A 20926-nucleotide genomic window follows, 5' to 3' on the forward strand; every position below is an offset into this window, starting at 1 on the left:
GAAGATTTTCGTCACTCCACCAGCAATAATTTATAAAGCGGTTGATTCTCTTCAACCAAATCAGCAAGTGTGTAGTTGTCCAGTTCCGTGAGAAAACTTTGCACTGCCTTAGAAAGCGCCTGTTTAAGTCGACAGGCTGGGGTAATGTGGCAAAACTCGCTGCTACAATTGACCAACGATAGTGGTTCCAGCTCGCGAACCACATCACCAATACCAATATCCTTAGCTGCTTTACCCAGGCGGATACCGCCATTTTTTCCTCGAATAGCAGTAACGAAGCCCGCACGGCTAAGTTGATTGATTATTTTGACCATATGATTACGGGACACGCCGTAGACTTCTGTCACCTCAGAAATACTGGTCATACGTCCTTCGGGAAGTGACGCCATGTAGATTAGCGCACGTAATCCGTAATCGGTGAAACTTGTTAACTGCACATCAACCTCAGGAAAAGGGATAAAACGGATAAACCTGGTGGTATTAATTACATTGATGATAAACCAGCCACCAGCCAGGTCGCTAATTTATTTCAGTTCAGGAAGGAAAAAAGCGAGGAACTTACGTGATTTTAAGCCGGATTATGATGCAAAGCGCCTCATCCGGCCAAAGATAGTGCAAGCGCAGCGCCATTCGACGCCACGCTATAACCAGAATTATGCGTCGAACGGGTCGCGCAGGATCATGGTTTCAGTACGGTCTGGGCCAGTTGAGATAATATCAATCGGCACACCGGTCAGTTCTTCAATACGCTTGATGTAGTTCAGTGCTGCCTGCGGCAGACCGCTACGTTCCTTCACCCCGAAGGTGGATTCAGACCAGCCCGGCATGGTTTCGTAGATCGGCTCGATACCTTTCCAGTCGTCTGCAGCCAGCGGGGTAGTCGTTACTTCACGGCCATCCGGCATACGATAAGCGACACAGATTTTCACCTCTTTCAAACCGTCCAGTACGTCCAGTTTGGTCAGGCAGAAGCCAGACAGGGAGTTAATCTGTACTGCACGGCGTACCGCAACGGAGTCCAGCCAACCGGTGCGACGACGACGACCGGTGGTCGCGCCATACTCGTTACCTTGTTTGCACAGGAACTCGCCAACGTCATCAAACAGCTCGGTCGGGAACGGACCCGCGCCTACGCGTGTAGAGTAAGCTTTGATAATACCCAGAACGTAATCCACATAACGTGGACCCAGGCCGGAGCCGGTAGCCACGCCACCTGCGGTGGTGTTGGAAGACGTTACGTACGGATAGGTACCGTGGTCGATATCCAGCAGGGTACCCTGTGCGCCTTCGAACATGACGAAATCGCCGCGCTTACGCGCCTGGTCCAGCAGATCGGAAACATCAACAACCATAGAGGTCAGGATGTCGGCAATCGCCATCACATCATCCAGCACTTTCTGGTAGTCAACTGCTTCAACTTTATAGAAATTCACCAGCTGGAAGTTGTGATATTCCATCACTTCTTTCAGTTTTTCAGCGAAGGTTGCTTTATCAAACAGATCGCCAACGCGCAGACCGCGACGAGCTACTTTGTCTTCATAAGCCGGACCGATGCCACGACCGGTAGTACCGATCGCTTTCTCGCCACGCGCTTTCTCACGAGCATTATCCAACGCAACGTGATAATCAAGGATCAGCGGACAAGCTTCAGACAACAGCAGTCGCTCGCGAACCGGGATGCCACGATCTTCCAGTCCTTTCATTTCTTTCATCAGCGCGGACGGAGACAGTACAACACCGTTACCGATGATGCTGATGACATTCTCGCGAAGAATACCTGATGGAATAAGATGGAGGACGGTTTTTTCACCGTTGATTACGAGAGTATGGCCTGCGTTGTGACCACCCTGGTAGCGCACAACATATTTAGCCCGTTCAGTCAGAAGATCGACGATCTTCCCTTTACCTTCGTCACCCCATTGGGTGCCCAGTACGACGACGTTGTTACCCATTTTTCAAAATCACCGTTTGCTTAAAAATGGATTCTACCACCGCTTTTTCAGATATACAGCACTTTTTGCATGCGAAAATCCGCAAAATAGGCTACTTATTGATCAGCCAATCGTTTTCCTCAACATGTAGTAGACCACAACGCCCGCAACCACAAGACCTCCACCAAAACGACGCAAAGTATTTTCGGGAAGTTGCGCCATTGCGGAAATCATTTTCTTCCACGCGCGGGGATAAAGCATAGGGCCCAGGCCTTCCAGCACCAAAACCAGCGCGAGCGCCAGCAAAATTGTTGAATTCATCCATCGTCCTTTTATAAAAAGAAAACCACCGCATCCCTGGGGATGCCGGTGGTTTTGCTGGTTTAAAACCGCTGGAACTTTATTAGCGTGTCGTAGTGCTCGGTGTCTTCATGTAGCGGAAGAAATCGCTGTCCGGGCTCATGACCATCACGTCCTGGTTGCCTTCGAAGCTCTTCTCGTAAGCACGCAGGCTACGGATGAAGGCGTAGAAGTCAGGATCCTGGCTGAACGCATCGGCAAACAGTTTAGCGGCTTCTGCATCGCCTTCACCGCGCATGATGCGGCCCTGACGCTCAGATTCTGCCAGCGTTTTAGTCACTTCATAATCCGCCGTGGCACGCAGTTTTTCCGCTTCTTCCTGACCTTGTGAACGATGGCGACGCGCTACCGCTTCACGCTCAGCGCGCATACGGTTGTAGATAGCCTCAGACACTTCAGCAGGCAGGTTGATTTGCTTGATACGCACGTCAACCACTTCGATGCCCAATGCCGCCATACTGTTCGGGTTGATGACCGGTACTTTACCGTTTGTTTCAGCCTGAACACGCTCAGCAGCTTCGGCAATCGCGCTATCTGCCGCCGGAGTCGCGACTTCATCTTCCGTGCCAGCAGAACCGGAGTTCAGCGCATCACGAACTTCCAGCGTCAGACGACCGCGGGAATCGGTAACGATGTCTTTCACGTCCAGACGACCAATTTCAGAACGCAGACGGTCAGAGAACTTACGTTTCAGCAGGACTTCTGCCTGAGAAACATCGCCACCGCCCGTTGCCAGGTAGTAACGGCTAAAGTCACTGATGCGCCACTTAATGTAGGAGTCAACGATCAGGTCTTTCTTCTCTTTGGTAACAAAGCGATCGGCCTGGTTGTCCATGGTCTGAATACGCGCATCCAGCATCTTCACAGATTCAATAAACGGAATCTTGAAGTGCAGGCCTGGTGCAACAACCAGCGGCTTGTTTTCATCGTCACGCAGAACTTTACCAAAGCGCAGAGTAATCCCGCGCTCGCCTTCTTTGACCACAAAGACAGACATGAACAGAACTACCAGAACGATGATGATAATCGCAATAACTGACTTACGCATCGTTATTCCCCCTGACGCTGGTAGTCGTTACGCTGCGCGTTCGCGCGGCGTTGGTCCATAATATCGCCCTGACTGGTGGACGAGGTATTGCTTGCTCCAGTGCCGGACGTCGTTGCTGGCGGCAGACGCAGCAGGTTTGAACTGCTGTCACTCTTTGCTGCTGGCGCACTACCGCCTTTCAGCATTTGATCCAGCGGCAGAACCATCAGATTGCTGCCCTTATCGTTAACCAGGACTTTGCGGGTATTGCTCAGCACTTTTTCCATGGTTTCGATATACAGACGCTCGCGAGTAATTTGCGGTGCGGCTTTATATTCCGGCAGAATTTTTGCGAAACGAGCCACTTCACCCTGTGCTTCCAGGATGGTTCGCGTTTTGTAAGCACGCGCTTCTTCCAGAATACGCTGCGCCTGACCGTTAGCACGTGGCTGAACTTCGTTGGTGTACGCTTCTGCTTCACGGATGTACTGCTGCTCGTTTTCACGTGCTGCAATGGCATCGTCAAACGCGGCTTTTACTTCTTCCGGCGGACGTGCTGCCTGGAAGTTGACGTCCAGCAGGGTGATACCCATGTTGTACGGACGGATCGTTTCTTCCAGTTCACGCTGGGTATCGCTACGAATAACGGTACGCCCTTCGGTCAGGATACGGTCCATGGTGTATTTACCGATAACCCCACGCAGGGCGCTGTCGGTTGCCTGACGCAGACTGTCATCCGCGCTGGTTACGCTAAACAGGTAACGCTGCGGATCGGTCACGCGGTACTGCACGTTCATTTCAACGCGTACGACGTTTTCGTCAGAGGTCAGCATCACGCCGGATGCGGCAAGTTCACGCACGGCTTCCACGTTGACCGGGGTCACTTCGTCGACAAAGGTCGGTTTCCAGTTCAGACCCGGTTCAACCAAATGGCTGAATTTACCGAAGCGTGTCACCACGCCGCGTTCCGCTTCTTTAATGGTGTAGAAACCGCTGGCCGCCCAGATAATGACGATAGCTGCCGCTGCGATAGTAAAGACTCGACCACCCAATTGCGGACGCGGGCCTTGCGATGAGCTACCGCCGCCAGAACCAGCACCTTTACCGCCACCCAGACCACCGAGTTTTTTACTCAGTTTGCGGAAGATATCATCCAGATCGGGAGGTCCCTGATCGCGACCACCTTTGTTTCCATTTCCCTCAGGGTTGCCGCCAGGTTTGCTGCTTCCCCACGGGTCGCGGTCTTGTCCGTTATTACCGGGCTGATTCCACGCCATTTTTGTGCTCCATATTTGTTATGCGATGCTATACCTGCGTATTTTGCGCTGCCGATGCGTTGGCTACGCCCCTTAATCTCAGTCACATAGTTAACTATGCCCCTGAAGATTTCAGGACTTGCCACCTTCATGCTGCACAAAACCCACAAGGTATAGAGGCGAAAAAATCTTCAGGCCATATCCGTCAGGTCAGACAATATAGTCTTCCAGTGCCGGTTCTTGTTTACAGAGGCGACGCCAGTCTACGATCGGCATACGAACCTGCAGACCCACGCTGCCGTCCTCCTCCATCCACTCTCTTTCTATTGCCTGAAGTTGGTAAAACCGGCTTCTCAGACGCCCTTCCTGCGGCGGCAAACGCAACGTATGCTGCGCCACCTCACCGGAAAGTCGCTCAGTCAAAGCCTGAAAAAGCTGTGGTATACCTATTCCCGTTTGCGCTGAAACCCAAACGCGAATGGGTTTATTCTCTTCATCTCTGTCGATACGTGGTTCAAAATCATCCAGCATATCGATTTTATTCATCACCAGCAGAGTCGGGATCTCATGCGCATCGATCTCTTCGAGCACCGTGTCGACGGCCTCGATGTTTTCCTGCACACGAAAATCTGCAGCATCAATAACATGCAGCAGCAATGTCGCCTGACGCGTTTCCTGCAGGGTGGCTTTAAACGCCGCCACCAGGTCGTGCGGCAAATGACGGATAAACCCTACGGTATCCGCCAGCACGGTTTCACCGACGTCCGCTACGTCTATACGGCGCAGCGTTGGGTCCAGGGTCGCAAACAGCTGATCCGCTGCGTAAACCCGGGCTTCGGTGATCTGGTTGAACAGGGTGGATTTTCCGGCGTTGGTATATCCCACCAGTGATACGGTTGGGACATCCGCTTTCTTGCGCGACTGTCGCCCCTGCTCACGTTGCTTTTCAACTTTTTCCAGGCGCGACTGTATTTGCAAAATGCGATTACGCAGCAAACGACGGTCGGTTTCGAGCTGGGTTTCACCCGGACCGCGCAAACCAATCCCGCCCTTTTGCCTTTCAAGGTGGGTCCAGCCACGGACCAGACGAGTAGCCATATGGCGCAACTGCGCCAGCTCAACCTGCAACTTACCCTCATGGGTGCGCGCACGCTGGGCAAAAATATCTAAAATAAGACCTGTCCTGTCGATAACAAGACACTGGCACAACTGTTCCAGGTTACGTTCCTGGGCGGGGCTTAGAGCATGATCAAAAATCACCACCGCAGCGCCAGTCGCTTTTACGGCTTCCGCAATTTCGATTGCCTTACCTTCACCAACAAAATACTTCGGGTGCGGTGCTTTACGGCTCCCGGTAATCACCTGCATTGCTTCGACACCGGCGGAAGAAACCAGAGATTCAAACTCCTGGAGGTCTTCCATATCTTTGTCTTGCGAAAAATAGATGTGTACCAGTACCGCCTGCTCACCGGCATCATAACGGTCAAACAAGCGTCAACCCCTTAATATATATCAACGGGGAACGCAGGATCGCTGGCTCCCCGTGTGTAAAACAGCTAACAACCTTATTCGGTTTCTTCGCTGTCCTGTTGCGCAGATGAACCTTGCGCGTTGCTACCGTGATGGTAGTTGCTGCCAGTACCGCCGGTGGCATTATTGCTGTGATGAGAAACCGGGCGAGACGGGACAACAGTAGAAATCGCGTGCTTATAAACCATCTGGCTGACCGTGTTTTTCAACAGGATCACGAACTGATCAAAAGACTCGATTTGACCTTGCAGCTTAATACCATTCACCAAATAAATAGAAACTGGAACACGTTCCCGACGCAGTGCGTTCAGGAACGGATCTTGTAAAGATTGCCCCTTAGCCATTCTCTCTTTTCCTTATATGCTTATTTGTACTTTGAACCTTTCGATTCTGAAAAATTGCGCACGATACGTTTCAATTGTACACATTCAGTTCGCGATAGCACCAACAACCTGTAATACTTCGTTTCGCGCCTGGTCAGGCTTTTCACTGTCAAGCCAGTGCACCCCTTCCCAACCACGCAACCAGGTTACCTGTCGCTTCGCCAACTGCCTCGTGGCGCAAACACCTCTATAAACCATTTCATCGTATGAAATTTCGCCTTCAATGTATGACCACATCTGGCGATACCCTACACAACGAATGGAAGGCAAATCCGTATGCAAATCTCCACGGGCAAATAGCGCCCGGACTTCTGCTTCAAAACCTGAAGCCAACATCTGATGAAAACGCTGCTCAATTCGCTGATGGAGCAGTTCACGGCTCGCCGGGGCGATAGCAAACTGATGCACCTGATACGGCAAAGCATCTCCTGACGTTTGCGTCAGCTCCGTTAAAGTTTTACCCGAAATGAAAAAAACTTCCAGTGCCCGGGAAAGTCTTTGCGGATCATTTGGATGAATACGCGCCGCAGCCACCGGATCTATTTCCTGAAGCTGTCGGTGTAACGCGTCCCACCCATGCTCTGCCGCCTGCTGCTCAATTCTGGCCCTGACTTTCGGATCTGCCGACGGTAACGGCGACAGCCCTTCAAGCAAGGCTTTGAAATATAACATTGTGCCGCCCACCAGCAGCGGAATATGCCCCGCGGCGGTGATATCGGCCATCTCGGCTAACGCATCGCGGCGAAAATCCGCAGCAGAGTACGCCTGGGACGGATCGCGGATATCCAGCAACCGGTGCGGCGCGGCCTGTAATTCATCTGCATCAGGCTTCGCTGTACCGATATCCATCCCCTTGTAAATAAGGGCGGAATCAACGCTTATCAACTCTACAGGCAAAACTTTACGCAATTCAATTGCCAGTGCCGTTTTACCGGAGGCCGTCGGCCCCATCAAAAAAATCGCCTTTGGCAGGCTCGCCTTACGGGTATCACTCATGTTTCAGGGCATTCATTACCGAATGTAAATCAACAGGTTGTAACAAACCACCCGGCGGCGCCTTCACGAGTTGTGGGCAAAGCCGCTCAACATCCGCTAACAGCGTAATCGCCTGAGCCATGCTCCACTGCGGATGCTCGCTAATCAGATTACGTGCAATCCACTGTGCAATATTGCCCGGTTCGAATTCGGACTGCTGCGCCAGGTAGCCTATCAGTTCAGGAATCAAGATTTGTAAATTTTGTTGGCGTAAGGGTAAAGGCACCGCCCGGATGGTCACATGCTGCGCATCCAGTTGAAATTCAATACCCAACTCAGCCAGTTGGCTCTGCCCTTTTTGCAGCGCCGCTTTTTCATCAGCGGTCACTTTTAGACGTAAAGGGATCAGTAACGGCTGAGCGCATACGACGCCCTGGTCCGGCGTTAACTGCGCCTGACGTAGCCAACGTTCCGCCACCGGCAATGCCAGCAACCGAATATGACCATCGCATTCGAGTAATGCGCAGTCCGTACCGACAATGGTTAGCACCCGCCCAAAGCCCTGGCTGTTGCCGGTCAGAGGTGCTGATGGCATTTCAGAAACCGGCGTTTTACGCGGCGGAACCGGCGTCTGTAGTAGTTGCTGATAAATCTCACCCTGCTGCTTTTGATATCCAGGCTGGGCATGAGGCCAACTGGCCCCCGTCTGACGGCCACCACTACTGCCAGCGCCAGCAGATGCTGAGTAACGCGGTGTCGCAGGTTCACGCGCCGGGGCCGGTTCGGCAAAATGGTTACGCCCGGCCGCGACGCGGTTTTCTGGGATGTGCCTTGGCGCGGGCTCGTCGTCATCAGCCAACGGCAGCGGCGTTTCAAGCTGCTGTTGCAGGACGCTCAACACGCCCTGGTAAATAAAATCATGCACCAGGCGGGACTGATGAAAACGGACCTCATGTTTGGCGGGATGTACGTTAACATCCACCTGATGCGGGTCGATTTCCAGATACAACACAAAAGCGGGCTGCTGATCGGCTCCCAGCTTATCTTCACAGGCCTGACGAATAGCATGGTTGATCAACCGATCTCGCATCATCCGGCCATTCACATAGCAGTACTGGATTTCCGCCAGCGCCGCCGTTGTGTGGTTCGGATCGGCCACCCAGCCGCGCAGCGTTAAATCGCCATGCTGCCATTCAATCGCCAGCGCATGTTCCAGAAACGGCGTGCCGCAAATCGCGCCCAGTCGGCGCTCCTGCTGCCCATCCGCGGCCACTGCCCGGTACTGACGCACCACTTTGCCGTTGTGCGACAAATTAATCGTCACATCAAAACGTGCCAGCGCAATACGGCGGATTATTTCGTCGATATGATTAAATTCCGTTTTCTCGGTGCGCATAAACTTGCGCCGCGCCGGGGTGTTGTAGAACAGATCTAACACCTCCAGCGTGGTTCCCACCGGATGCGCAGCGGGTTTAACCGTCACATCCATGTCGCGCCCTTCGGCATAGGCTTGCCAGGCTTCAGGTTGTTCTTGCGTACGCGACGTCAGGGTTAAACGAGAAACGGAGCTGATACTGGCCAGCGCTTCGCCGCGAAACCCGAGGCTCACGATGGCTTCGAGATCGTCAAGCGAGGAAATTTTACTGGTGGCATGACGTGCCAGCGCCAGCGCCAGCTCGTCTTTTTTAATCCCGCAGCCGTTGTCACGAATACGGATAAGCTTCGCGCCGCCGCGCTCAATATCAATATCAATGCGCGTCGCACCGGCATCGATACTGTTTTCCACCAGCTCCTTCACCACTGACGCAGGCCGTTCTACCACCTCGCCTGCGGCAATCTGGTTCGCCAGCTGTGGCGGTAGAACCTGAATCGGCATGGCTAATCCTTAATTTGTTAACGTGTTACCAGGCGATACCGCACTGGCGGTTTGCGCCTGTGTGCCCTGAGGCCCGGTTTGCATCGGGTGCGCCTGGAAATAGTTACGCAATCCTTTGTAAATTGCCTCGGCCAACTGCTGCTGGTAGTCATCACTCGCCAACAGACGCTCTTCGCTGTTGTTACTGATAAAGCCGGTTTCAACCAGCACTGACGGGATATCAGGCGAACGTAATACCCCAAGGCTGGCGTGTTCCGGACGACGCTTATGCATCGAGCCAATACGTTCTAACTGGCCGATCATGCTGGTCGCTACATCATACCCAACGCGTTGCGAATGACCGAACTGCAGATCCAACACGGCCTGGCTGAGATAAGGATCGGACTGGCTGTTTGCCAGCACATCGCCCGCCCCACCCAACAGTTCCGATTGCTTTTCGTGCTGTTCCAGCCAGCCGGCCATTTCACTGTTTGCCCGACGGTTTGACAGTACCCAGACGGAAGCACCAGTGGCATCCCGGTTTGGCGCAGCATCCGCATGAATAGAGACCAGGAAGTTGGCGTTTTGTTTACGCGCAACGTCTGAACGCCCCATCACCGAGATAAAGTAATCGCCATCACGGGTGAGTACGCCTTTAAACATCGGGTCATCATTGAGCAAACTGCGCAGTTTGCGCGCCACGGCAATCGTGACGTTTTTCTCACGTGTGCCACCGGGACCAATAGCGCCAGGATCCTGCCCGCCGTGTCCGGCATCAATGGCGATAACTACTTTTTCGCCGTTACTGGTACTGGCGCGCGCCGCAGGTCGTGTGGAGGTATTACTGTTGGTTACCATCGTGGTGCGATCGTTTTCCGCTTTAAACGGATTACGCGCAGGCTCGGCAGGGCGCGGGGCGATAACCGGCGCTTCAACACGCTTCGCAACCACTGGAGGTGGTGGAGGCGGCGGTGGCGCATCAGCTTTGATGGTAAACACGACGGTATAATTGCCGCCGTTCTGGCGTTTTACGGCTTCGGCTTTGCCGTTCTCGGTTAAATCCACCACCAGGCGCAGAGACTGCGCATCTTTTGGCGTGCCGGAACGGATAGATTTCACCAGATTATTGCCGCTAAACAGCAGCGGTAACCCCTGAATCACACCGGTTTGTTTAATATCCAACGCGACGGTTCGTTTCCCGTCCTGCGAAACTGCGTATTCAGGATCGCCAATAAAGCTCAGCGTAATCCGCGCTTGTTGATCGCCATTGGACACCTGAAGATCGGAGAGGCTGGCGGCCCCTGCCTGCGCGCACAGCAGGACCAGTGTTGCCATCAGCCAGTTTCTGATGCGATAAATCATCCCGCCACCCTTAAGGTTAATCGGCTAAACGCGCCAGCAATAAATCACCCGATGAGGAGACTGCGCTTATGCGCGCCTCTCGACCTTGCGCCTGATATTCAATGTGTATTTCGACGTCCGGGTCTGGCAGTACACCTTTACCTTGTTGCGGCCATTCCACCAGGCAGATGGCGTCATTGGCAAAATAATCGCGGATCCCCATAAACTCCAGCTCCTCTGGGTCCGCAAGTCGGTACAGATCGAAGTGATATACCATCAAATTATCGAGCGAATAGGGTTCAACCAGCGTATAGGTGGGGCTTTTTACATTTCCTTTGTGACCTAACGCCTGCAGGAATCCCCGGCTGAAAGTGGTTTTACCCGCCCCCAGGTCGCCGTACAAATAAATTACCGTCGCGCCATCACAGGCTTTGGCTACCCGCAGTCCCAGGTCTAAAGTCGCCTGCTCATCAGGTAGTGGAATTACTCGATTCATCATGATAAACGTCAATCACATCAGGGTTAACAATACGCTGTAGCGTGGTAAAGAGATCTGTTGCCAGCATGCCGCGCGTACCAAAACGCGCCGCCAGCACATCCGCCGCCGCACCGTGCGCGACACATCCCGCACATGCCGCATCATACGGGGTAAGCTTCTGTCCGAGCAATGCGCCAATAATACCGGAAAGCACATCACCCATTCCGCCGCTGGCCATTCCAGCATTGCCGGTATCAATAATACCCAATTCGGCCTGTTCGGCAGCAACAACCGTACCCGCGCCTTTCAGCACGACTACGCCTCCGTACCGTTTTACCAGACGTTGTGCACAAAGTAAGCGATCGTCTTCAATTTCTGCAATGGAACAGCCCAGAAGTCGCGCGGCTTCGCCAGGATGCGGCGTGATCACGCGATTGTGACGTTTATCGGGGTTGATTGCCAGCAGGTTCAGCGCATCCGCATCCCAGAGCATCGGTTTGCGAAAATTCTCTACCTTTTGCAGCGCTTTTTTACCCCACTCCTGCTGACCAAGCCCTGGTCCTATCACCACAACATCCGCCCACGCCAGGCTCTCTTCCAGAGTCTGCGGCGTCAGCGCATCGACCATCAGTTCCGGTCTGGCAGTCAGAATAGGCGCAATATTTTCACTTCGGGTCAGCACTTTGACCAACCCGGCTCCTGCACGCAGCGCCGCTTCACCGGCCATGCGTATTGCGCCAGCCGTGCCGTGGTCACCACCGATGATCACCAGCCGACCGTGGGAGCCTTTGTGCGAGGTGGGTCGACGCGGCGTTAACCAGTTTACAAGCTGTTGAGCATCAAACCGTTGCAGCGGCGCGTTCTGCCCCGCCAGCCAGTCGTCCAGTCCGAGTGCGTTAACATGCAGGCGTCCGGTGACATCGCGCGCTTTACCGGTTAGCAGACCAGGCTTTAACGCAATAAAGGTCACGGTGTGCGCAGCATTGATAACCGCGCCCGGCGCCGCGCCCGTCTGCGCCAGCAAGCCGGATGGAATGTCTATCGCCACGACAGGGGCAGGATGGTGATTGGCACGTTCGATCAATGCCGAGAGAGGCTCACGCGGCGCGTGTTTTAAGCCCGTGCCTGACAGCGCATCAATAATGATGTCCACGCGATCTGGCCAATTGATATCCGCAGCATGAATGACGCCACCGGCGTTAAGCCAGGCGTCGCGCGCCTGCTGTGCTTCCTCAGGGAGCGCTTTATCACTCTCCTGCGCCAGCAACGTAATATCAAGCCCCTGAGCTTTGGCAAGCCTTGCCACCACGTAACCATCACCACCGTTGTTGCCATGACCACATAGCACCAGCCAGTGCTGAGCGTTTGGATATGTCTCGCGGGTGACCTGAAACGCCGCCTCTCCCGCCCGTTGCATCAGCTCGTACAACGTCAGTCCTAAACTGTCTGCCGCCTCTCGCTCCATCCGCCTGATGTCATCGGCGTGCCAAATGGAGTGTGGTATACTTGCGGGGTTTTTCTTCATTGTATGGTCCGTCATGTCAGAGCCCCTCGATCTCAATCAGTTAGCGCAAAATATTAAACAGTGGGGGCTGGAGCTTGGCTTTCAGCAGGTCGGTATTGCCGATACCGACCTCAGCGAAGCGGAGCCCAAACTGCAGGCCTGGCTGGATAAACACTATCACGGCGAGATGGACTGGATGGCCCGTCACGGCATGATGCGCGCCCGACCTCACGAATTATTACCCGGTACGTTACGTGTCATCAGCGTACGTATGAACTATCTTCCTGCCAATGCGGCCTTTGCCAGCACGTTGAAAAACCCCTCTCTGGGTTACGTCAGCCGTTACGCGCTTGGGCGCGACTACCATAAACTGCTGCGTAACCGCTTAAAAAAGCTGGGAGAGAGAATTCAACAGCACTGCGTTTCGCTGAATTTTAGACCTTTTGTCGATTCTGCGCCCATTCTTGAGCGTCCATTAGCGGAAAAAGCCGGGCTTGGCTGGACAGGTAAGCACTCACTTATCCTCAATCGCGAAGCTGGTTCATTTTTCTTCCTCGGGGAATTACTGATCGATTTGCCCCTGCCGGTCGACAACCCAGTAGAAGAAGGATGCGGGAAATGCGTCGCCTGTATGACCATCTGTCCCACCGGGGCCATCGTTGAACCCTACACGGTAGATGCGCGCCGCTGTATCTCTTATCTCACTATCGAACTGGAAGGCCCGATCCCGGAAGAATTTCGTCCTCTGTTGGGGAATCGAATTTACGGCTGCGATGATTGCCAACTCATTTGCCCGTGGAACCGTTACTCTCAGTTGACGACAGAGGATGACTTCAACCCACGCAAACAGCTTCATGCTCCGGAGTTAATAGAGCTGTTTAGCTGGAGCGAAGCGTGGTTTTTAAAAGTCACGGAGGGGTCTGCTATTCGTCGTATTGGTCACCTGCGCTGGCTGCGAAATATCGCCGTTGCGCTGGGTAATGCCCCATGGGATGAAGCCGTTATTCACGCGCTGGAAAGTCGCCGAGGTGAGCACCCACTTCTCGACGAACACATAGAGTGGGCGGTTGCTCAGCAAATCGAGAAGCGAAATGCCTGCGTAGTTGAAGTGCAGTTACCGAAGAAACAACGTTTGGTCAGGGTCATTGAAAAGGGTCTGCCGCGTGACGCTTAAGTCATCCACAGCTTGTGTATAAAAATAAAAACACATTGATATTCAAGAGGGAAAAAATCGTCAAGTGATCGCATTAACAATTTGAAATGATAATTAATTCAATATTTTCAAAGAGTTAAAATGATACTATTCACCCGACTAAGTTTTTTGCATTCCAGGAATAATACCCGAACCTGTGGATAAGTCTGTTTACAAGAGTATGTCAATGACGAAACAAAACGTCCCCAACGTATTTATTCGCTGTGGATATTTTTATTGGGGTAAGAATTTGGAGCGGGAAACGAGACTCGAACTCGCGACCCCGACCTTGGCAAGGTCGTGCTCTACCAACTGAGCTATTCCCGCTTGGGTGTGTCTGTGCTTTGTAGACATAAGCACTTTCAAATTTTGGAGCGGGAAACGAGACTCGAACTCGCGACCCCGACCTTGGCAAGGTCGTGCTCTACCAACTGAGCTATTCCCGCTTAATCTTCGTCTTTCGAACCACTACTGCGTTGGCTGCCTTCATTCGCCTAAGTCACTTACTTCGGTAAGCTTCTAAGGACTCATTCAGTTGCCGCCTTGTCGCAATTCGAAATTCTGCGATTGGTGGTCTGTGCTTTACAAGCACTTTCAAATTTTGGAGCGGGAAACGAGACTCGAACTCGCGACCCCGACCTTGGCAAGGTCGTGCTCTACCAACTGAGCTATTCCCGCAAATTTGTACTGCTTTTGCTGCTGCCGTAACGTGTAATTCTCTGTCGTTACGGGAGGCGCATTATACGAGAAATCCGTTTAGCTGCAACCCCCCTAAAAGCGATTTTTTTGTTTTTCTGTTTAAGTGCTGAATTTATCGGCAAGTCGTCTAATTTAGCGACAATCCAGCCTCAGTGCAAGCTCACAGGAACGATATTCGTAGGCCGGGTAAGCCACAGCGCCGCCCGGCAATCCACAAAATCAAAGCTTAATAAAATGTTCGCGATAGTAAGCAAGCTCAGCAACAGATTCACGAATATCGTCCATCGCCTGATGCGTTCCCTGCTTGGTGAAGCCAGCAAGAATTTCCGGCTTCCAACGACGCGCCAGTTCTTTCAGCGTACTGACGTCAAGATAGCGATAATGGAAATATGCCTCCAGCTCCGGCATGTATTTAAACAGGAAACGACGATCCTGACCGATGCTGTTGCCGCAGATAGGTGATTTCCCTTCTGGAACCCACTCTTTCAAAAAAGCCAGCGTAGCCAGTTCAGCTTCACGATCCCCCATGGTGCTCGCCTTCACGCGATCCACTAGCCCACTACCGGTATGCGTACGTACGTTCCAGTCATCCATTAATGCCAGCTGTTCGTCGGACTGGTGCACCGCAATTGTCGGTCCTTCAGCCAGAATATTCAGGTTGGCATCCGTCACCAGCGTGGCTATCTCAATTATGCGATCGCGCTCGGGATCCAGACCTGTCATCTCCAGATCGATCCAAATCAGGTTGTTTTCATTGGCACTCATGCTATTTTCCACCCTTCAGCGTCACATTCAGTGTGACTATATTCATCTAAAATTGCGTGTATCATAAATGTTTTGCCCATTATGGGCGACCAGGAGTCAGTCCGATTGAGTAAGAATAAACTCTCCAAAGGCCAACAGCGCCGTGTGAACGCCAATCACCAGCGTCGTCTGAAAACGTCCACGGAGAAGCCAGACTACGACGACAACCTGTTTGGCGAAACCGCTGAAGGCATCGTTATCAGCCGTTTTGGCATGCATGCCGACGTGGAATCTGCTGACGGTGAGATTCACCGCTGCAACATCCGCCGTACAATTCGCTCGCTGGTGACCGGCGATCGCGTTGTCTGGCGCCCGGGAAAAGCAGCAGCAGAAGGCGTGAATGTCAAAGGCATCGTTGAGGCGGTACACGAGCGTACCTCGGTACTGACACGCCCCGACTTTTACGACGGGGTAAAACCCATTGCCGCCAACATCAACCAGATCGTTATTGTCTCAGCCATCTTACCCGAGCTGTCACTCAATATTATCGACCGGTATCTGGTAGCCTGTGAAACGCTACACGTTGAACCAATTATCGTATTGAATAAGATCGATCTGCTGGATGACGAAGGCATGGCCTTTGTTAACGAACAGATGGATATTTATCGCCACATTGGCTATCGCGTGTTGATGGTATCAAGCCGCACGAAAGACGGCCTGAAACCGCTTGAAGAAGCATTAACCGATCGCATCAGCATTTTTGCCGGTCAGTCGGGCGTTGGTAAATCTAGCCTGCTCAATAATCTTCTCGGTCTGCAGGAAGAGATCCTGACCAACGATGTCTCCGACAACTCCGGCCTTGGACAGCACACCACCACTGCCTCTCGCCTGTATCATTTCCCGCACGGTGGCGACGTTATCGACTCCCCTGGCGTACGTGAGTTCGGGTTGTGGCATCTGGAGCCGGAACAAATCACACATGGTTTTGTCGAATTCCATGACTACCTGGGCCACTGCAAATACCGCGACTGCAAGCATGATACCGATCCAGGCTGCGCTATCCGTGAGGCCGTAGAAAAAGGGGCAATAGCCGAAACTCGGTTTGAAAATTATCACCGCATCCTGGAAAGCATGGCGCAGGTAAAAACACGTAAAAACTTTTCTGATACAGACAACTGACAACTAAGCTAAGCATCGCTAGAATCGTCCCCCTTTTTTCAGGATCCGGCCCGTATGCCGGATCGGGAACAAATTATGGCCTGGAGGCTACCTTGTTAAACTCATTTAAGCTTTCGCTACAATACATTCTGCCGAAACTATGGCTCACTCGCCTGGCGGGTTGGGGTGCGAGCAAACGAGCAGGATGGCTGACTAAACTGGTTATCGATCTGTTCGTGAAATATTACAAGGTCGATATGAAAGAGGCGCAAAAGCCGGACACCGCCAGCTATCGCACCTTTAACGACTTCTTTGTTCGCCCACTGCGCGACGACGTTCGCCCGATTAACACCGATCCAAACGTACTGGTCATGCCTGCTGACGGCGTGATTAACCAGTTAGGAAACATCGAAGAAGACAAACTACTGCAGGCCAAAGGGCACAGCTATACCCTTGAAGCACTGCTGGCCGGCAACTACCAGATGGCGGACAAATTCCGCAACGGTACGTTTGTGACCACTTACTTATCTCCACGCGATTACCACCGTGTACATATGCCGTGTAACGGTATCCTGCGTGAAATGATGTACGTGCCAGGCGATCTCTTCTCTGTAAATATCCTGACTGCGCAAAACGTTCCAAACCTGTTTGCACGCAACGAACGCGTAATCTGTCTGTTTGATACCGAATTTGGCCCGATGGTGCAGATTCTGGTCGGCGCGACCATCGTCGGCAGTATTGAAACCGCATGGGCTGGCACCATTACCCCACCGCGTGAAGGCGTCATCAAACGCTGGACCTGGCCGGAAGGCGAAAGCGAAGGGTCGGTAGCGCTGCTGAAAGGTCAGGAAATGGGCCGCTTTAAGCTCGGTTCCACCGTTATCAACCTGTTCGCGCCTGGCAAAGTTAACCTGGTTGAGCAGTTGCAGGACCTTTCAGTGACCAAAATCGGCCAGCCAATGGCCATCTCGACCGAGACATTCGTGACGCCAGAGGCAGAACCTGCCCCGCTTGCGAAAGAAGAGATCGAAGCAGAACACGACGCCAGCCCGCTGGTTGACGACAAAAAAGACGAAAGTTAAACATAGGAATCGCTGCTGTGCGCCTGATTATCACTTTTCTGATGGCCTGGTGCCTCAGCCTGGGGGCGTACGCTGCGACGGCCCCCGATGCCAAACAACTCACCCAGGAACTGGAGCAGGCAAAAGCGGCGAAACCTGCTCAGCCAGAAACCGTCGAGGCGCTCCAGTCCGCGCTGAATGCCCTCGAGGAGCGTAAAGGTTCTCTCGAGCGTGCCCAGCAATATCAGCAGGTTATTGATAACTTCCCCAAGCTGTCCGCAACATTACGCGCGCAGCTTAGCAACCTGCGCGACGAACCGCGCAATGTGCCAACCGGACTCACCACCGATGCGTTAAACCAGGAGATCCTCCAGGTCAGCAGCCAACTGTTGGAAAAGAGTCGTCAGGCCCAGCAGGAGCAGGATCGCGCCCGGGAAATCGCCGACTCGTTAAGCCAGCTTCCTCAACAGCAAACCGATGCCCGCCGCCAGCTAAATGAGCTTGAGCGACGTATTGGTACCGCCAACTCTAATCCCGCGCAGAATCAGGCGATGCAGGCTGAATCCGCCAAACTCAAAGCCCTGGTCGATGAACTGGAGCTGGCGCAGCTTTCCGCTAATAACCGCCAGGAGCTGGCGCGTATGCGCTCAGAGCTGGCGGAAAAACAGAGCCAGCAGCTCGATACTTACCTGCAGGCTTTGCGCAACCAGCTCAACAGTCAACGTCAGCGTGAGGCAGAGCGAGCGCTGGAAAGCACCGAACTGTTGGCGGAAAACAGCGCGGGACTGCCGGAAGGTATTGTCGACCAGTTCAAGGTTAACCGCGAACTGTCTCAGGCATTAAACCAGCAGGCGCAACGTATGGACCTGGTAGCCTCGCAACAGCGTCAAGCCGCCAGCCAAACGCTGCAGGTGCGCCAGGCATTGAATACGCTGCGAGAGCAGTCTCAGTGGCTTGGGGTCTCAAATATGCTGGGAGAAGCGCTGCGCGCGCAGGTATCCCGTTTACCGGAAATGCCCAAGCCTCAGCAGTTGGATACTGAAATGGCGCAGCTTCGCGTGCACCGTATGCGCTATGAGGATCTCCTCAACAAACAGCCGCAGTTGCGTCAGACTCATCAGGCCGATGGACAACCGCTGACCGCTGAACAGAGCAGCATTCTCAACGCCCAGTTACGCACCCAACGTGAGCTGCTGAACTCTTTGTTACAGGGCGGCGATACGCTGATCCTTGAGCTGACCAAGCTCAAAGTCTCTAATAGCCAACTGGAAGATGCGCTAAAAGAGGTCAACGAAGCAACGCACCGTTATCTGTTCTGGACCTCGGACGTTAGCCCCATCTCCCTCTCCTGGCCTGTCGACATCGTCCAGGATCTGCGGCGTCTGATCTCATTAGATACGTTTAATCAGTTGGGCAAAGCCAGCATCATGATGCTGACCAGCAAAGAAACGCTGCTGCCGCTTTTCGCGGCATTGGTGCTGGTTGGCTTTAGCCTCTCTTCGCGCAAACACTTCACCCGTTTTCTGGAGCGTTCATCTGCCCGGGTCGGGAAAGTCACCCAGGACCACTTCTGGCTGACGATACGCACGGTGTTCTGGTCGATACTCGTCGCTTCTCCGTTGCCGGTGCTGTGGGCAACGCTCGGTTACGGATTGCAGGAAGCCTGGCCTTATCCATTAGCTGTCGCTATCGGCGATGGCGTTACCGCCACGGTGCCCATGCTGTGGGCAGTAATGATTTGCGCCACCTTTGCGCGCCCCAACGGTCTGTTCATTGCCCACTTTGGCTGGCCGCGTAACCGCGTCGCGAAAGCCATGCACTATTACCTGATGAGTATCGGGCTGATTGTGCCGCTGATCATGGCGGTGATTATGTTTGATAATCTCAATGACCGGGAATTCTCCGCCTCACTGGGGCGTCTGTGCTTTATTCTGATTTGCGGTGCGCTGGCGGTCGTAACCCTGAGCCTGAAACGCGCCGGGATACCGCTGTACCTCGATAAAGAAGGCAACAGCGAAAACATGGTCAACAGCATGCTGTGGAATATGCTGATGGGCGCACCGCTGATTGCCATTCTCGCTGCGGCAGTGGGCTATCTCGCCACGTCGCAAGCTTTATTGGCGCGTCTGGAAACGTCCGTAGCTATCTGGTTCTTGTTACTGGTGGTGTATCACGTTATCCGCCGCTGGATGCTGATCCAGCGCCGCCGGCTGGCGTTTGACCGCGCCAAGCATCGACGTGCCGAAATGCTGGCGCAGCGCGCACGGGGTGAAGAAGAACCAGCGCATTCCACCAGCCTTGAAGGCACGATTGATGTTGATGAAAGCGAAGTGGATCTGGATGCTATCAGCGCGCAATCACTGCGCCTGGTGCGCTCTATCCTGATGCTTATCGCCCTGCTCTCGGTCATTGTGCTGTGGTCAGAAATTCATTCCGCTTTCGGCTTCCTGGAAAATATCTCGTTGTGGGATGTCACCTCCACGGTGCAGGGTGTGGAAAGTTTAGAGCCGATAACGCTGGGTGCAGTGCTTATCGCAATCCTGGTGTTTATCATCACTACCCAATTAGTGCGCAACCTGCCCGCGCTGCTGGAGCTGGCGCTGCTGCAACATCTCGATTTAACCCCCGGCACCGGTTACGCCATCACCACCATCACCAAGTACCTGCTGATGCTGATTGGCGGTCTGGTTGGCTTCTCAATGATTGGTATTGAGTGGTCCAAACTGCAATGGCTGGTAGCGGCTCTCGGTGTCGGTCTGGGCTTTGGTTTGCAGGAGATCTTCGCCAACTTTATTTCCGGCCTGATTATCCTCTTTGAAAAACCAATCCGCATTGGCGACACAGTGACGATTCGCGATCTTACCGGTAGCGTGACGAAAATTAATACCCGCGCCACGACCATCAGCGACTGGGACCGCAAAGAGATCATCGTGCCCAACAAAGCCTTTATCACCGAGCAGTTTATCAACTGGTCGTTATCGGATTCGGTCACCCGTGTGGTATTAACCATCCCGGCACCGTCGGAGGCTAACAGCGAGGAGGTTACGCAGATCCTGCTTACTGCCGCACAACGCTGCTCGCTGGTTATCGATAACCCGGCGCCAGAAGTCTTCCTGGTTGACCTGCAGCAAGGGATTCAAATCTTCGAACTGCGTATTTATGCCGCTGAGATGGGGCATCGCATGCCGCTGCGCCACGAAATCCACCAGCTGATTCTGGCTGGCTTCCGCGAGCACGGTATCGATATGCCGTTCCCACCGTTCCAGATGCGTCTGGAGAGCCTCGGCGGTAAGCAAACGGGAAGAACCTTAAGTTCTGCGGGCAGAAGCAGTCGCCCGGCGGGGAGTTTGTAAACAACAATGATGCCGGATGGCAGCTTCGCCGAATCCGGCCTACGAAGAATCATTTTTGTAGACCGGATTCAGCAGGAAG

The 20926-nt window shown here is 53.4% G+C and carries 17 protein-coding genes and 3 tRNA genes; 4 read left to right on the forward strand and 16 right to left on the reverse strand.

Going from position 1 to position 20926, the window contains the following annotated elements:
* Nucleotides 1–11: 11 nt before the first annotated feature.
* From nsrR to nnr, 12 genes are all read right to left on the reverse strand, one after another.
* On the reverse strand, nt 12–437 hold the full coding sequence (gene nsrR / locus HV350_RS22045) for a nitric oxide-sensing transcriptional repressor NsrR (protein ID WP_181629322.1): 426 nt from the start codon (nt 435–437) through the stop codon (nt 12–14).
* A 216-nt stretch (nt 438–653) separates the two neighbouring features.
* Entirely contained in the window at nt 654–1952 is a 1299-nt protein-coding gene (purA, locus tag HV350_RS22050; protein ID WP_003025606.1) for an adenylosuccinate synthase, read from the reverse strand.
* Between the two features lie 102 nt (nt 1953–2054).
* Nucleotides 2055–2252: a DUF2065 family protein gene (locus tag HV350_RS22055; protein ID WP_019078201.1), complete on the reverse strand. Its 198-nt coding sequence runs from the start codon at nt 2250–2252 to the stop codon at nt 2055–2057.
* 82 nt (nt 2253–2334) lie between these two features.
* On the reverse strand, nt 2335–3339 hold the full coding sequence (hflC, locus tag HV350_RS22060; protein WP_016155510.1) for a protease modulator HflC: 1005 nt from the start codon (nt 3337–3339) through the stop codon (nt 2335–2337).
* Nucleotides 3340–3341: 2 nt separating this feature from the next.
* On the reverse strand, nt 3342–4595 hold the full coding sequence (gene hflK, locus HV350_RS22065; RefSeq protein WP_016151416.1) for an FtsH protease activity modulator HflK: 1254 nt from the start codon (nt 4593–4595) through the stop codon (nt 3342–3344).
* 189 nt (nt 4596–4784) lie between these two features.
* A complete protein-coding gene (hflX, locus tag HV350_RS22070) occupies nt 4785–6065 on the reverse strand; it encodes a ribosome rescue GTPase HflX (protein ID WP_016151415.1) in 1281 nt (426 codons plus the stop codon).
* A 74-nt stretch (nt 6066–6139) separates the two neighbouring features.
* The gene (hfq, locus tag HV350_RS22075; protein ID WP_003025584.1) at nt 6140–6448 is read right to left on the reverse strand and encodes an RNA chaperone Hfq; all 309 of its coding nucleotides are present in this window, start codon (nt 6446–6448) and stop codon (nt 6140–6142) included.
* A gap of 84 nt (nt 6449–6532) precedes the next feature.
* Entirely contained in the window at nt 6533–7483 is a 951-nt protein-coding gene (gene miaA / locus HV350_RS22080; protein ID WP_181629323.1) for a tRNA (adenosine(37)-N6)-dimethylallyltransferase MiaA, read from the reverse strand.
* Nucleotides 7476–9338 carry a DNA mismatch repair endonuclease MutL gene (mutL, locus tag HV350_RS22085; protein ID WP_153646569.1) on the reverse strand — a complete coding sequence of 621 codons (1863 nt, stop codon included), beginning with the start codon at nt 9336–9338 and terminating at the stop codon, nt 7476–7478. Before mutL ends, miaA begins: the two co-directional genes overlap by 8 nt.
* 9 nt (nt 9339–9347) lie before the next feature.
* A complete protein-coding gene (gene amiB, locus HV350_RS22090) occupies nt 9348–10679 on the reverse strand; it encodes an N-acetylmuramoyl-L-alanine amidase AmiB (RefSeq protein ID WP_065554875.1) in 1332 nt (443 codons plus the stop codon).
* Between the two features lie 16 nt (nt 10680–10695).
* Nucleotides 10696–11157 (reverse strand): tRNA (adenosine(37)-N6)-threonylcarbamoyltransferase complex ATPase subunit type 1 TsaE, encoded by a 462-nt coding sequence (tsaE, locus tag HV350_RS22095; RefSeq protein ID WP_016151410.1) that lies wholly within the window; start codon nt 11155–11157, stop codon nt 10696–10698.
* On the reverse strand, nt 11129–12676 hold the full coding sequence (gene nnr / locus HV350_RS22100; protein WP_181629325.1) for a bifunctional ADP-dependent NAD(P)H-hydrate dehydratase/NAD(P)H-hydrate epimerase: 1548 nt from the start codon (nt 12674–12676) through the stop codon (nt 11129–11131). Before nnr ends, tsaE begins: the two co-directional genes overlap by 29 nt.
* On the opposite strand from nnr, the gene queG reads away from it, so the two are divergent.
* Nucleotides 12675–13814 carry a tRNA epoxyqueuosine(34) reductase QueG gene (gene queG / locus HV350_RS22105; RefSeq protein ID WP_181629326.1) on the forward strand — a complete coding sequence of 380 codons (1140 nt, stop codon included), beginning with the start codon at nt 12675–12677 and terminating at the stop codon, nt 13812–13814. The genes nnr and queG overlap by 2 nt on opposite strands.
* Before the next feature lie 269 nt (nt 13815–14083).
* Here queG and HV350_RS22110 read toward each other — a convergent pair.
* The 4 genes from HV350_RS22110 to orn all read right to left on the reverse strand — a co-directional run bounded on the left by HV350_RS22110 (nt 14084) and on the right by orn (nt 15296).
* Nucleotides 14084–14159: transfer RNA gene (locus HV350_RS22110), tRNA-Gly, on the reverse strand.
* A gap of 43 nt (nt 14160–14202) precedes the next feature.
* A tRNA-Gly gene (locus HV350_RS22115) sits at nt 14203–14278 on the reverse strand.
* A gap of 156 nt (nt 14279–14434) precedes the next feature.
* Nucleotides 14435–14510, reverse strand: a tRNA-Gly gene (locus HV350_RS22120).
* Nucleotides 14511–14750: 240 nt separating this feature from the next.
* On the reverse strand, nt 14751–15296 hold the full coding sequence (orn, locus tag HV350_RS22125; protein WP_016151407.1) for an oligoribonuclease: 546 nt from the start codon (nt 15294–15296) through the stop codon (nt 14751–14753).
* Between the two features lie 105 nt (nt 15297–15401).
* Here orn and rsgA point away from each other — a divergent pair, with 105 nt between their 5' ends.
* The 3 genes from rsgA to mscM all read left to right on the forward strand — a co-directional run bounded on the left by rsgA (nt 15402) and on the right by mscM (nt 20847).
* On the forward strand, nt 15402–16454 hold the full coding sequence (gene rsgA, locus HV350_RS22130) for a small ribosomal subunit biogenesis GTPase RsgA (protein ID WP_019078196.1): 1053 nt from the start codon (nt 15402–15404) through the stop codon (nt 16452–16454).
* 92 nt (nt 16455–16546) lie between these two features.
* Entirely contained in the window at nt 16547–17515 is a 969-nt protein-coding gene (asd, locus tag HV350_RS22135) for an archaetidylserine decarboxylase (protein ID WP_016155504.1), read from the forward strand.
* Nucleotides 17516–17532: 17 nt separating this feature from the next.
* Nucleotides 17533–20847, forward strand: coding sequence for a miniconductance mechanosensitive channel MscM (gene mscM, locus HV350_RS22140; RefSeq protein ID WP_181629328.1), 3315 nt, complete (start codon nt 17533–17535; stop codon nt 20845–20847).
* Nucleotides 20848–20926 lie beyond the last annotated feature (79 nt).

The sequence above is a fragment of the Citrobacter sp. RHBSTW-01013 genome (genome assembly GCF_013781985.1).
GTDB lineage: Bacteria > Pseudomonadota > Gammaproteobacteria > Enterobacterales > Enterobacteriaceae > Citrobacter > Citrobacter braakii.

Coding starts and splice junctions, on each gene's coding strand:
- orn (WP_016151407.1), bottom strand. CDS start 15,296: ATGAGTGCCAATGAAAACAACCTGATTTGGATCGATCTGGAGATGACA.
- amiB (WP_065554875.1), bottom strand. CDS start 10,679: ATGATTTATCGCATCAGAAACTGGCTGATGGCAACACTGGTCCTGCTG.
- queG (WP_181629326.1), top strand. CDS start 12,675: ATGTCAGAGCCCCTCGATCTCAATCAGTTAGCGCAAAATATTAAACAG.
- mutL (WP_153646569.1), bottom strand. CDS start 9,338: ATGCCGATTCAGGTTCTACCGCCACAGCTGGCGAACCAGATTGCCGCA.
- miaA (WP_181629323.1), bottom strand. CDS start 7,483: ATGAGTGATACCCGTAAGGCGAGCCTGCCAAAGGCGATTTTTTTGATG.
- hfq (WP_003025584.1), bottom strand. CDS start 6,448: ATGGCTAAGGGGCAATCTTTACAAGATCCGTTCCTGAACGCACTGCGT.
- nnr (WP_181629325.1), bottom strand. CDS start 12,676: ATGACGGACCATACAATGAAGAAAAACCCCGCAAGTATACCACACTCC.
- HV350_RS22055 (WP_019078201.1), bottom strand. CDS start 2,252: ATGAATTCAACAATTTTGCTGGCGCTCGCGCTGGTTTTGGTGCTGGAA.
- purA (WP_003025606.1), bottom strand. CDS start 1,952: ATGGGTAACAACGTCGTCGTACTGGGCACCCAATGGGGTGACGAAGGT.
- hflK (WP_016151416.1), bottom strand. CDS start 4,595: ATGGCGTGGAATCAGCCCGGTAATAACGGACAAGACCGCGACCCGTGG.
- tsaE (WP_016151410.1), bottom strand. CDS start 11,157: ATGATGAATCGAGTAATTCCACTACCTGATGAGCAGGCGACTTTAGAC.
- hflC (WP_016155510.1), bottom strand. CDS start 3,339: ATGCGTAAGTCAGTTATTGCGATTATCATCATCGTTCTGGTAGTTCTG.